At 44.1% G+C, this 14,516-nt stretch carries 7 protein-coding genes; all 7 read left to right on the forward strand.

All coding sequences use genetic code 11. The features are described from left to right. Positions 1–32: 32 nt before the first annotated feature. The 7 genes from ACTQ1L_RS04460 to ACTQ1L_RS04490 all read left to right on the forward strand — a co-directional run bounded on the left by ACTQ1L_RS04460 (position 33) and on the right by ACTQ1L_RS04490 (position 14,481). Positions 33–1,511 carry a methyl-accepting chemotaxis protein gene (locus ACTQ1L_RS04460; RefSeq protein WP_441365606.1) on the forward strand — a complete coding sequence of 493 codons (1,479 nt, stop codon included), beginning with the start codon at positions 33–35 and terminating at the stop codon, positions 1,509–1,511. 237 nt (positions 1,512–1,748) lie between these two features. After that, positions 1,749–2,597, forward strand: coding sequence for a hypothetical protein (locus ACTQ1L_RS04465; protein WP_441365607.1), 849 nt, complete (start codon positions 1,749–1,751; stop codon positions 2,595–2,597). 467 nt (positions 2,598–3,064) lie between these two features. Beyond that, positions 3,065–6,232, forward strand: coding sequence for an isoleucine--tRNA ligase (gene ileS / locus ACTQ1L_RS04470; protein ID WP_321110169.1), 3,168 nt, complete (start codon positions 3,065–3,067; stop codon positions 6,230–6,232). A 58-nt stretch (positions 6,233–6,290) separates the two neighbouring features. Further along, positions 6,291–8,759, forward strand: coding sequence for a glycogen/starch/alpha-glucan phosphorylase (locus ACTQ1L_RS04475; protein ID WP_441365609.1), 2,469 nt, complete (start codon positions 6,291–6,293; stop codon positions 8,757–8,759). A 4-nt stretch (positions 8,760–8,763) separates the two neighbouring features. Next, the gene (locus tag ACTQ1L_RS04480; RefSeq protein WP_441365611.1) at positions 8,764–9,549 is read left to right on the forward strand and encodes a TraX family protein; all 786 of its coding nucleotides are present in this window, start codon (positions 8,764–8,766) and stop codon (positions 9,547–9,549) included. Positions 9,550–9,584: 35 nt separating this feature from the next. Continuing rightward, positions 9,585–10,742, forward strand: a complete 1,158-nt coding sequence (locus ACTQ1L_RS04485; protein WP_441365612.1) for a transglutaminase domain-containing protein — start codon at positions 9,585–9,587, stop codon at positions 10,740–10,742. 238 nt (positions 10,743–10,980) lie between these two features. Beyond that, positions 10,981–14,481 (forward strand): DNA polymerase III subunit alpha, encoded by a 3,501-nt coding sequence (locus tag ACTQ1L_RS04490; protein ID WP_441365614.1) that lies wholly within the window; start codon positions 10,981–10,983, stop codon positions 14,479–14,481. The last annotated feature ends 35 nt before the right edge of the window (positions 14,482–14,516 follow it).

Consider the following 14,516-nt stretch of genomic DNA (forward strand, 5'->3'; position numbering starts at 1 on the left):
TACAACTAATAAAACGAAAGAAGGGGGTCTATATGAATAATAAACAGTTTAACAGGGCCAATCGAAAAGTATTTATTGCAGTAATAATAGTATTTGCGTATGTAGCATTTTCATTATTTGCTGCATTGGGTGCAGACGGAGGAAAGAATTTTGTCGGGAAGCTGGTACAGCTTATTGCAGCAATTGCGGTAATAGTAGTCTCGGCCATAGCTTTTATGACAAAAAGAGAGTCAAAGAGCTGTTCAATTGTACTTGTTTCAGCAATGACTGCAGGTTACTTTTTTGTCAGATTACTCAATTCCACACCGGGCACATGGACATATGCCCTGCCTCTTATGGTAGCAACAGCGGCATATCTGGACAGCCGGCTCATAATCATTTCAAGCTCAGTTATGTTTGCAACTAATATCCTAAGACTTTTGATTGAGCTTAATGCGGGAGGTGAAGTGCTTCAAAGAAATGTGGTGGCTGTTTTGGTAATGGCATTATCAGGCTATGCGGTAATCATGGTTACAAGAACTCTTGACCAGTTTTTTGAAGAAAACATGGAAGAAATCAAAGAAGCAGCTTTGCAGCAGGTTGAAAACGGTAAGAAGATGATTTTAGTTGCTGATAATATTTCAAAGCACTTTGATGAAGCCATGACCATGCTGAAAGAGCTTGACGAGGCAGTTTCAGTGAGCCATAATTCAATTCAGGATATCGCAGACAGCACAGAGAGCACAGCGGAGGCTATTCAGAAGCAGGCGTCTATGTGTGTTGAGATTCAGGGAAATACTGATAGTGCAGAGAGCGGAATTAAAGCTATGATAGATGCTTCACGCCAGACAGACGAGACTGTAAAGCAGGGAGCTGATGTAGTTGAGGAGCTCAAGGAGCAGGCTAACAATGTGGCAGAGGCAAGCAATGTCACAGTATCGGTTATCCAGAGCCTTACAGCAAAGGTAGAGGAAGTAAAGAGTTTTGTAGAGTCGATTATCAATATTTCAAACCAGACCAATCTCCTTGCCCTCAATGCTTCAATTGAGGCAGCCAGAGCAGGCGAGGCAGGTAAAGGTTTTGCGGTAGTTGCAGATGAAATCAGACAGCTCTCAGAGCAGACTAAGGATGCATCAGCCAACATCACAGAGATTATCATCAAGCTCAATGAGGACACAAAGCGTGCTAATGAGAGCATAGAAAACTCTGTATCATCGGTTGAGAAGCAGAATGAGCTTATTGATGATACAAGAGATAAGTTTAACGCTATGGGAGAGGCTGTTGAGCTGTTGATGAGAGCTATCAGTGTGGCAGAGGAGAGCATCAAGAAGATTCTTGATTCTACAACAGTAATATCAGAAAATATTACTCATCTCTCAGCTACTGGAGAAGAGGTCGCAGCTTCTTCAACAGAGGGAATTCGTATGGCTGACATTACGGTTGAGAACATGGCAAAGTGCAAGAAGGTACTTGAGAATATCTATATGCTTGCAGATGACCTTAAAAATTCAGCCGAGGATGAAGAGCAGTAAATAAGGTTTTGAATAGTAAAATGATATGATTTTTTATGGCAGGAACAGAAGTGGTCCTGCCATTTTTAAGATTTAAAAATAGTTTGTAAATAAAAATATTTACATTATTGTAATATATGATAAAATATTTGTAGTGGGTTGCATTTATATGCATCACCTGCATGTGTGGTTTCACAGTATAATTTTATGGTGCAGATGGATCACATGCTATACAAAGATAGATAAATGGAGGAAGTTATGGACGATAACAATTATATGAACAATGACAACCGGTCGTCAGGCACACCGGACAATACAGGTGTATTCGGTCAGTCTTCAGGAACAGCAAATGGCTCAGACATATACAGCCAGCCGCAGGACACATACAGTCAGCCAACAGACACATATAATCAGTCTGTATCCCGGCAGGAAAGTGGGAATGCATATGCATATGGACAGTCATCAGACCAGACAGGCAGCACAGACGGATATGTCAATAATCAGGGCAGTGCATATGGTTATGCAAATCAGGGTGTATACAATCAGAATCCAAATGCCCAGGGCACATACAACCAGAACACATATGCTCAGGGCTCGTTTAATCAGTCAGCTTATGGACAGACACAGTATGGCCAGCAGCCAAACGGACAGGGTGGCTACAATCAGACCGCATACGGACAGACAGCCTACAATCAGCCACAGTATGGAGCTAATCCATACAACCAGCCACCAAAGAACAGCAATGGCTTTGGTATAGCTTCTCTGGTACTTGGAATTGCATCTATTGTACTGTTTTGTACATGCATCAATTATGTGACAGCTCTGCTTGCTATCATTTTTGGTATTATACATATAATAAAGGGCAACAACAAGGTGTTTGGTATAGTTGGTATAGCAACAGCAGTTATCTCAATTATAGTCAGCATCATATTCTGGGTTGTGGCAGGCTCAAGTGTAAGCACAGATTTAGAAAAGGAGTTCATGAAGGGCTTTGATGAGGGCTATGAGTATTATAATGATGACGATTCCTATGAGGATTATGATTATGATTCTTATGATTATGACGATTTTGATTATCAGAATTTTGAGTATGATGGAATTTATTAGAGTTAATTATTATCAAATTATTACAGAATCAATTACATCTTGACAACAGTGGCTTTTCAGTTATATACTTAAACACAGTTAGTAAAAGGCTGTGACGAAGACAGTAGAGATGGCAGGAAAGTCAAAGAGAGCCGGGACAGGTGAGAGCCGGTATGAGTAGAGCCGTTTTGAAAATCACTTCTGAGCCGCAGGCTAAAATCGCAATACAGTGTTGTGAGAGTAGGTTCTGACGTATTCCCTACGTTACAGGGACAGGTATGCAAGGGTATTTCCCTTAAGTACATTGTAATAGGTGGTATAGACGTATCAGGCACGCGTTCCTAATTACAGGAATGTGTGCCTTTTTTGTGAATATTCCATAAACCGAAAATTGTAGTGGCGTAAGTCAAAAATAAGCCTCGTAAGAGGCGAATTTGAGGTGCATGTTGGGGATGTTCACGAACAATATAGAATAAGGAGAGATAGTCATGTACAACAAAGTTGACACCAATATGAACTTCGTTGAACGCGAGAAGAAGACAGAGCAGTTCTGGAGAGAGAACAATATCTTCAGAAAATCCATGGAAAACAGAAAAGAAGGAGAGACATACACATTCTATGATGGACCTCCTACAGCAAACGGAAAGCCTCACATCGGACATGTTGAGACACGTACCATAAAGGATATGATTCCAAGATTCCAGACGATGAAGGGCAAATATGTGCCACGTAAAGCAGGCTGGGATACACACGGACTTCCAGTTGAGATTGAGGTGGAGAAGCTTCTCGGCCTTGACGGCAAGGATCAGATTGAGAACTACGGACTTGAGCCATTCATCAAGAAGTGTAAAGAGTCTGTATGGAAATACAAGGGTATGTGGGAGGATTTCTCCAACACTGTAGGCTTCTGGGCTGATATGGACAATCCATATGTCACATATGACGACAATTTCATTGAGTCAGAGTGGTGGGCTCTCAAGGAAATCTGGAACAAGGGACTTCTTTACAAGGGCTTCAAGATTGTTCCTTACTGTCCTCGTTGTGGAACACCGCTTTCTGCACAGGAGGTGGCACAGGGCTACAAGACAGTTAAAGAAAAATCAGCAGTAGTACGTTTTAAGGTAGTAGGAGAGGATGCATATTTCCTCGCATGGACCACAACTCCATGGACACTTCCAAGCAACGTGGCACTCTGTGTGAACCCTAATGACACATATGTAAAGGTAAAGGCTGTTGATGGCTACACATATTATATGGCAGAGGCACTTGCAGACAAGGTGCTCTCACAGCTTCTTTCAAAAGAGGACGCAGAAGCAGGCAAGAAGGCATATGAGGTGCTTGAGACATACAAAGGAAAGGATCTTGAGTACAAGGAGTATGAGCCGCTTTATGACTGTGCTAAGCAGGTTGCCGATAAGCAGGGCAAGAAGGGCTTTTTTGTGACATGTGACACATATGTTACTATGTCAGACGGTACAGGAATCGTTCATATCGCTCCTGCATTTGGTGAGGATGATGCCAATGTCGGAAGAAACTATGACCTTCCATTCGTACAGTTTGTAAACGACAAGGGAGAGCTCACAGCTGAGACTCCGTTTGCCGGTATGTGGGTAAAGGATGCAGATCCTGAGGTATTAAAGGACTTAAGCGGCAGAAAGCAGCTCTTCGATGCTCCGAAATTTGAGCATGAGTATCCACACTGCTGGAGATGTGACAAGCCTCTCATCTACTACGCAAGAGAGTCATGGTACATCAAGGAGACAGCAGTAAAGGATGACCTTATCAGAAACAACAATACAGTAAACTGGATTCCTGAGTCTATCGGTTCAGGACGTTTCGGAAACTGGCTTGAGAATATACAGGATTGGGCTATCTCACGTAACCGTTACTGGGGCACACCACTCAATATCTGGGAGTGTGAATGCGGACACAGAGAGTGTATCGGAAGCCGTGCAGAGCTTGCCGAAAAAGCAGGAGATCCAAAGGCAGCAGAGGTAGAGCTTCACAGACCATACATCGACGCTGTGACAATCAAGTGTCCTGAGTGTGGCAAGGATATGCACCGTGTACCTGAGGTACTTGACTGCTGGTTTGATTCAGGAGCCATGCCATTCGCACAGCACCACTATCCATTCGAGAACAAGGAAGTATTTGAGAAGCAGTTCCCGGCCAAGTTTATCTCAGAGGCAGTTGACCAGACACGTGGATGGTTCCATTCACTCATGGCTGAGTCTACACTCCTTTTCAACAAGGCTCCTTATGAGAATGTCATCGTGCTTGGACACGTACAGGATGAGAACGGACAGAAGATGTCCAAGTCAAAGGGCAACGCGGTAGATCCGTTTGATGCACTTGAGACATACGGTGCGGATGCCATCAGATGGTATTTCTACACAGCATCAGCTCCATGGATTCCAAAGAAGTTTTCAGGAAAGCTCGTGCTTGAGGGACAGCGTAAGTTTATGGGAACACTCTGGAACACATACGCATTCTTCGTGCTTTATGCAAATATAGACAACTTTGATGCTACAAAATACAGCCTTGAGTATGATAAGCTTGCAGTAATGGACAAGTGGATTCTTTCAAAGCTCAACTCAGCAGTGGCAGGAGTGGATGAGTGCCTGTCAAACTACAAGATTCCGGAGGCGGCAAAGTACCTTCAGGAGTTCGTAGACGACTTAAGTAACTGGTATGTACGCCGCAGCCGTGAGCGTTTCTGGGCAAAGGGCATGGAGCAGGACAAGATAAACGCATACATGACACTTTATACAGCACTTGTCACCATATCAAAGGCGGCAGCACCTATGATTCCTTTCATGACAGAGGATATCTACAGAAATCTTGTCTGCTCTATCGACAAGAGCGCACCGGAGTCAATTCATCTGTGCGACTATCCTGTAGTTGATGAGAAGCTGATTGACAAAAAGCTCGAAGCTGATATGGATGAGGTACTAAAGGTTGTAGTACTCGGACGTGCATGCCGTAACGAGGCAAATATCAAAAACCGTCAGCCAATCGGAAAAATGTTTGTAAAGGCTCCGGAAAAACTGGATGAATTTTATGTGGATATCATCGCAGACGAGCTCAACGTAAAAGAGGTTGAGTTTACTGATGATGTATCACATTACACCACCTACAAATTCAAGCCACAGCTTAGAACAGTGGGTCCTAAGTATGGTAAATACCTTGGCCAGATTAAGGCAGTTTTAGCTGAGCTTGATGGTCATAAGGCCATGGAGGAGCTTAATAACAGCGGCTCTCTCAAACTTGACAGCATTAGCGATGAAGTTGTATTATCTAAAGAGGATTTACTTATCGAGATGACTCAGATGGAGGGCTATGTGACACAGTCTGACAACAATATAACCGTTGTCCTTGATACCAACCTCACTCCTGAGCTTATCGAGGAAGGTTTCGTAAGAGAAATCATCAGTAAGATCCAGACAATGCGTAAGGACGCAGGCTTTGAGGTTATGGACCACATCGCTGTGACATACGAGGCAGATGAGAAGCTTTCAAATGTATTTGAAAAGTTTGGTGATGAAATCAAAACCGAGGTTCTTGCTGTATCAATTAAATCAGGCGAACTTAAGGGCTATAAAAAAGATTGGAAGATTAATGGCGAGGCTGTTAAGCTTGCAGTTGAAAAACAATAATCTTTGCACGGGAGGGAGCATTAATTTGCTCCCTTTTGGTGCCATAAGGAGGAATAAGATGAGAGATAATACGTTTAGCAAAAAGGTGTTTATTAAGACTGTATCAGACAATTTAAAAAATAAATATCGTAAGACTATAGATGATGCCACACAGCAGGAACTTTATCAGGCTGTATCAGAGGCCGTAAAGGATGTCATCATGGATGAGTGGATTGCCACACAGAGAGTGATGGACAAGGACGATCCAAAGGTTGTTTACTATATGTCCATGGAGTTTCTGATGGGAAGAGCTCTCGGCAACAACCTTATAAACCTCTCAGCATACAAGGAGGTCAAGGAGGCTCTCGATGAGATTGGTGTGGATATCAATGCTATTGAGGACCAGGAGCCTGATCCGGCACTTGGAAACGGTGGACTCGGAAGATTGGCAGCGTGCTTCATGGATTCACTTGCCACACTCGGATATCCTGCATACGGCTGTGGAATCAGATACAGATATGGTATGTTCAAGCAGCAGATTTCAGACGGCTTCCAGATTGAGGTGCCTGACAACTGGCTCAAGGACGGATATCCATTCGAGCTTCGTCGTCCGGAGTACTGCTATGAGGTCAAGTTTGGAGGATATGTGCAGGAGAGCACAGATGAAAACGGAGAGCTTCATTTCGAGCAGAAGGACTATCAGTCGGTGCTTGCAGTGCCTTATGATATGCCTATAGTCGGTTATGACAACAATGTGGTCAATTCTCTCATGATATGGGATGCAGAGCCAAAAAACGGCTTCTCGCTTGAGTCCTTTGACCAGGGTGACTACGACAAGGCAGTGGAGCAGGAAAATCTTGCAAGAAACCTTGTTGAGGTGCTCTATCCAAACGATAACCATGTAAAGGGCAAGGAGCTTCGATTAAAGCAGCAGTATTTCTTTGTATCAGCAAGCATCCAGCGTGCACTTGCAAGGTTTAAAAAGCATCACAGCGATTTAAAAGATCTCCCAAATAAAGCTGTTTTCCAGATGAACGATACTCACCCTACAGTTGCAGTCGCAGAGCTTATGAGAATCCTTGTGGACGAGGAACATCTGTCATGGGATGATGCATGGGATATCACTACAAGATGTGTAGCCTACACTAACCATACAATCATGGCTGAGGCGCTTGAGAAGTGGCCAATTGAGATATTCCAGAGACTGCTTCCTCGTGTATACCAGATTGTTGACGAGATAAACAGAAGATTTGTGATTCAGATTAATGAGAGATATCCTGGCAATGAGGACAAGGTAAGAAAGATGGCTATCCTCTATGACGGACAGGTCAAGATGGCAAATATGGCTATCGTTGCAGGTTATTCTGTAAACGGTGTTGCAAAGCTTCACACAGAGATACTTAAGAATCAGGAGCTTCATGATTTCTATGAGATGTTCCCTGAGAAGTTCAATAACAAGACAAACGGAATCACACAGCGTAGATTCTTAGCACATGCAAATCCACTCCTTGCAGACTGGGTAACAAAAAAGGTAGGAGCCGGCTGGATTACAGATCTTACAATGCTTTCAAAGCTCAAGGCTTATGCGGACAGCCCTGTTGCACAGCAGGAGTTTGCTGAGATTAAGAGAGCAAACAAGGTGCGTTTAGCAAAGTATATCAAGGAGCACAATGGTATTGATGTAAATCCGGATTCTATCTTTGATGTGCAGGTTAAGAGACTTCACGAGTACAAGAGACAGCTCATGAACATCCTTCATGTGATGTATCTGTACAACAAGATTAAGGAAAATCCGTCTATGGATTTCTATCCTAGAACATTCATTTTTGGAGCAAAGGCAGCAGCAGGCTACAGAAATGCAAAGAAAACAATAAAGCTCATCAACAGTGTGGCTGACGTGATAAATAACGATGCTTCTATTGGCGGCAAGCTCAAGGTAGTATTTATCGAGGATTACAAGGTATCCAATGCCGAGATTATTTTTGCGGCAGCAGATGTCAGCGAGCAGATTTCCACAGCGAGCAAGGAGGCATCCGGAACAGGAAACATGAAGTTTATGCTCAATGGAGCGCTCACTATCGGAACTATGGATGGTGCCAATGTCGAGATGTTCGATGAGGTAGGGGCTGACAACATGTTTATCTTTGGAATGAGCTCTGATGAGGTCATCTCACACGAGAACAGACATGACTACAATCCTGTTGATGTATATAATAACGATGCCGAGCTAAGAAAGGTAGTAAACCAGCTCGTAGACGGCACATATTCACCAAATGACCATGAGCTTTTCAGGGAGCTATACAACTCACTGCTCAATCCACAGCAGGGACAGGTGGCTGACCGCTACTTTATCCTCGCAGACTTCCGCTCATATGCAAATGCACAGCAGAAGATTAATGATTATTACAAGAACAAGAGCGCATGGAGAAAGAGTGCACTGCTCAATATCGCACATGTAGGAAAGTTCTCTTCAGACAGAACAATCCAGGAATATGTGGACGATATCTGGCATCTTGACAGGATTACCGTAAATATGGCAGGAGTATAGGATTTTGGAAAAAGTTATCGCAAAGTCTGGTATCAGTGGAAGCACGCTTAAGCTTATAGCCATTTTTACCATGCTCATAGACCATATTGCGGCAACGGTTATTCTTCAGATGATAAATAACGGGATAGGTGGACAAACGCTTATTGATATCTACTGGGTCATGCGTTCTATAGGGCGCATGGCCTTTCCTGTTTTCTGCTTCCTGCTTGTGGAGGGCTTCAAATATACACACAGCAGGGAAAAATATGCTGCGAGGATGTTTATATTCGCGCTTATCTCTGAGATACCGTTTGACCTTGCAATAAACAATACAGTGCTCGAATTTAAGAGCAACAATGTGTTTTTTACACTGCTTTTAGGCCTGCTTGCCATCACAGTGCTTGATTGGCTTAAGTCGGTCGATAAAATAGAAAAGGCATCCTCTGCAGTCAAGTGGTTTTTTGTCACACTGATCAGGTGTATAGTAATGGTATCAGTAGTGCTTGTTATGATGATTATTGCAGAGTTTGTGCTTTGCTGTGATTATGGTGCGGCGGGTGTAGGGTGCATTGTCATGATGTACCTGCTTTCTTCAAACCGGGATGTTGCATTTGCCGTGGCAGTCATACTGCTTGGACTTTTCTCAGGTACCATAGAGTTTTTTGCACTGTTTATGCTTATACCGCTTCGCTATTACAATGGAAAAAGAGGCATTTCACTAAAATATGTCTTTTACGCCTTTTATCCGGTGCATCTTTTGGGATTGTATCTGATATGCAGGTTTGCTATGGCTGCTGCTGTTCACACCTAACAGAGTGACAGACGACGATTAAAATGGGGGAATAGATGAAAAAGCTTTTAAAAACCATACCGGCACTTGTGTTTGCTGCCTGTTGCTTTATGTTCGCTGCAAAATGCTTAAAGGCAGTAGGGTTTACAGGTGCTATAGCTGATTTACCTACAGCTATACACAGGGCAGTAAAGGGGCAGATGCAGGCCACAACAGACTATTTAAACGGCGAACAGACAGAGTACGATGAGTCAGTATTTACAGGGGAATATCACTACTACTACGAGAAGCTGTCAGATGATGACAAGCTTATTTACAGGCAGATTTATGCGATGATGCAAAAGCGCATGGATGGAATTTCGTTAAATACTACAGACACTGACAACGTTAGCCGTATACAGCAGTTTGTGCTGTTAGACAATCCACAGTTTTTCTACATAGAAAAGAGTCAGTATATTGTGAGAAACAGCATCATTTTTTCGCCTGTATACAATATGTCTGAGTCTGATATCGACAACGCAATAAGTGTGATTTCAGGCTATGTGTCAGCCTGTATGGCAGGTATCGATGAAGGTGCATCGGATTATGACAAGGCTGTGCATTTCTATGAATATGTGATAGAGCATGCCGAGTATGAGGAAAATTCTCCTCACAACCAGGATATGTACTCAGCAGTGCTTGGAAGGACGGTCTGTCAGGGCTATGCGATGATGTTTAAGTATCTGTGTGACAGGGCCGGTATCAGCTCACTTATTGTGACAGGCACCACATCTGATGCAAACCACGCCTGGAATATGGTATATCTGGACGGTGCGTGGTGTGCGGTGGACTGTACCTACGGTGATGGTGATTATCTGGGAAAGGACATATCATACAGCTGGTTCGGAGTGCCTCTTGATGTGGTAAAGCTTACACGCACATTGGACAATGAGGATATGCTGCCGCAGGAAGCGTCATTGGAGGATGACTATTATTACAGGAATGGGCTGTATTTTACATCCTACGACCTTAAAGCATTACAGGGCATGACAATGTCATCAAACTATATTACGTTCAAGTTTTCGGACAGAGAAACCTATGATACTGCATGTCACAGTCTTTTTGAGAAGGGTGACTACGAATATCTGATTCCGACAGCAAGAGGCGGCACTATCACATATATGCAGGAGCCCAATTCGCTTGCGGTCTTTATACACATAGAGCTGGGAAGCTGATAAACTCTGTTTGAGGCGGCATTTACTCCAACTAGGCTAAGGAATTATGAAAGCGTATGCCACAGACGTACGCCGCGCCGAAAGTGTGCATCTGGCGAATGTACACAAACCTTGAGCCGAAATTCGACGCCTGACAAATTAACGCAATTCTTACGAATTGTTCTGCCACAGTACCCGCCGGGTGGCACACCCCATGAAGGGCGGGCGGCTATACAAAAATAAAGAAAGAGGAATCCAAATGTCATTTTGTCATCTTCACACCCATACCGAGTACAGTCTGCTCGATGGGTCAAACAAGATAAAAGAATATGTAAAGCGCGTCAAGGAGCTTGGCATGAACTCTGCCGCAATCACAGACCATGGTAATATGTACGGTGTGGTGGAGTTTTACAAGACGGCAAAGGCAAATGATATCAATCCGGTCATAGGCTGCGAGGTATATGTGGCACCAAATTCGCGCTTTGACAGGGAGACAAGCCACGGTGATGACAGGTATTATCATCTGATTCTGCTTGCTGAAAATAATACAGGCTATGCCAATCTCATGAAGATAGTGTCAATAGGGTTCACAGAGGGCTATTATTACAGGCCGAGAGTGGATTTTGAGACGCTTGAGAGATATCACGAGGGGCTTATATGCCTGTCTGCCTGTCTGGCAGGAGAAATCCCTAGATACATCGTAAGAGGCTTTTATGACGAGGCGAAGGAGATTGCAAGGAAGTATCAGGACTGCTTTGGAAAAGACAACTTCTTCCTTGAGCTGCAGGACCATGGCATTGATGACCAGAAGCTTGTGAATCAGCAGCTTCTTAGGATGAGCAAGGAGCTTGAAATAGGGTTAGTGTGTACTAATGATGTGCACTACACCTACGAGTCCGATGCGGAGGCACATGATGTGCTTTTGTGTATCCAGACCGGGAAAAAGGTGTCTGACGAGGACAGGATGCGCTATGATGGCGGACAGTTTTTCGTAAAGAGCGAAGAGCAGATGAGAGCGCTTTTCCCATATGCCACAGAGGCTATTGAGAATACGCAGAAAATTGCCGACAGATGCAATGTGACGCTTGAGTTTGGCAATTACAAGATTCCAAAGTATGAGGTGCCAGAGGGCTATGATAGTGCCGAAGCCTTTCTTACAGAGCTTTGCGAGAAGGGCTTTAGGGAGAAATACATAGGCTGTGGCGAGTACAGTGCTGAGGAGCTTAAAAAGATACATGCAGATATGGACTATGAGCTTGGTATCATAAAGACCATGGGCTTTATAGAGTATATCCTTATCGTGTGGGATTATATCAACTGGTGTCGCACGCACGACTGCTGGGTAGGCCCGGGACGAGGCTCAGCGGCGGGAAGCAGGGTGTGCTATTGTACCGGAATCACGGATATTGATCCGGTTAAATACAATCTGCTTTTTGAAAGATTTCTTAACCCTGAGCGAGTTTCCATGCCTGATATCGATGTGGATTTCGAGTATGCGGAGAGATATCGCGCCATAGAGTATGTTCAGCAGAAGTACGGACACGATTCTGTAACACAGATAGTCACCTTTGGTACGATGGCAGCAAGAGGAGTCATAAAATCAGTCGGAAAGGCACTGGATTTCCCATATGCAGAGACTGACAGGCTTGCAAAGATGGTGCCTCAGGAGCTTAATATCACGATTGACAAGGCTCTTCAGATGAACCCGGAGTTTAAGGGCATTTACGACAGTGATGCGAGAGTGCATGAAATGATAGATATGGCAAAAAGGCTTGAGGGACTGCCAAACCACACGTCCGTGCATGCAGCAGGTGTGGTAATCTATCCGGGTGTGGCGAGCGATTATGTGCCTCTTGGAAGGGCAAACGACGGAAGCCCTACCGCAGAGTACAACATGGTACAGCTCGAGGAGCTTGGCCTTTTAAAGATGGATTTTCTGGGGCTTCGTACACTCACGGTGCTAAAGGATTCTGTGAAGAATATCAAGGCATCAAGGGGCATTGATGTGGATATTGACCATATTGATTTCAACGATAAGGGCACACTTGACTTTATCGGAACAGGAAAGACGGAAGGGGTATTCCAGCTAGAGTCTGCCGGTATGCAAAGCTTCATGAAGGAACTCAGTCCACAGAGTTTTGAGGACATCGTGGCCGGTATTTCGCTCTACCGTCCGGGTCCTATGGATTTCATTCCCAACTATATAAAGGGCAAGAACAATCCAAAGGAGATAAGCTATGTGACACCTGAGCTTGAGAGTATTTTAGAGCCGACCTACGGCTGTATAGTATACCAGGAACAGGTCATGCAGATAGTGCAGAAGCTCGCAGGCTATACAATGGGTCAGGCGGACAACATCCGTCGTGCCATGAGCAAGAAGAAGCAGTATGTCATTGACGCAGAGCGCCAGAGCTTTGTGTACGGAGACGAGGAGCGCGGTATAAAGGGCTGTGTGGCAAACGGCATAGATGAAAAGGCTGCCAACAGCATATACGATTCGATGGTTGATTTTGCTAAGTATGCGTTCAACAAATCACATGCAGCCGCGTATGCGAAAATCAGTGTTCAGACTGCATGGCTCAAAAACTACTATCCGGTCGAATTTATGGCAGCGCTCATGACTTCTGTTATAGACAATTCAGCCAAGGCGGCGCAGTATCTTTACAGCTGTCGTGATATGGGTATTAAGGTGCTTCCGCCGGATATCAACTGTGGACAGGGCGAGTTTACCGCAGAGGGTGACCATGTCAGATATGGCATGTACGCCATCAAATCTCTGGGCAGGCCGGTAATAGACCAGATAATCGAGGAGCGGGAAAGTGGCGGCAGATACCGCACACTCTCAGATTTTATCGAGAGAACCTGCCAGAAGGAGCTTATCAACAAGCGTGCGATTGAGAATCTGATAAAGGCGGGAGCCTGCGATTCACTCGACGGCACGAGAAAGCAGATGGCAATGGTGTATGCATCGATTGTGGACAGGGTGCAGCATGACAAAAAGTCAACAATGGCAGGGCAGATGAGCCTGTTTGACCTGGTCTCAGATGAGGATAGGCAGTCATTTGAGCTTAAGTATCCAAATGTTGGTGAATATGACGCTGAGGAAGCCCTGGCCTATGAAAAAGAGGTGCTTGGCATCTATTTAAGCGGACACCCTCTGGAAAAATATGCAGCTGCCCTAAAGAAAAACATCACAGCAAATGCGATAGATTTTGTGCTTGAAGAGGAGAGCGGTGCCGTAAAGATAAAGGACAATGCGCACGTGGTAATCGGAGGCATGATAGCTGCAAAGACGATTAAGTTTACCAAGTACAATCAGGCCATGGCTTTTATCACGATAGAGGACCTGACAGGAACTGTTGAGGTAATTATTTTTCCGAGAGATTACGAGCGCTACCAGAGATATTTACAGGACGATGCTAAAATATTTGTTATCGGACATGCGACAGTCGAGGATGAGCAGAACGGCAAGATAATCTGCGAGAGAATCATACCGTTTGATGAGCTTCCGAAGCAGCTATGGCTCAGGTTTGATACGATGGAGGACTATAAGAAAAACGAGAGCAGGCTTCTTGAGACAATCCGTGAATCTGACGGAGGAGATGAAGTCATAATTTACATCGCAGATACAAAGCAGATGAAAAAACTTGGCAGAAATTATTCCGTAAATGCAAATAATGAGCTCATGGAGCAGCTTTTGGAATTTTTAGACAAAGAAAATGCGAAAATTGTTGAAAAGAATATTGAAAAAATATGCTAAAACAAGTACAATAGATTGGGATTAGAATAAATGAT

The organism is Agathobacter sp. LCP21S3_B2 (assembly GCF_052118705.1).
Lineage (GTDB): Bacteria > Bacillota > Clostridia > Lachnospirales > Lachnospiraceae > Roseburia.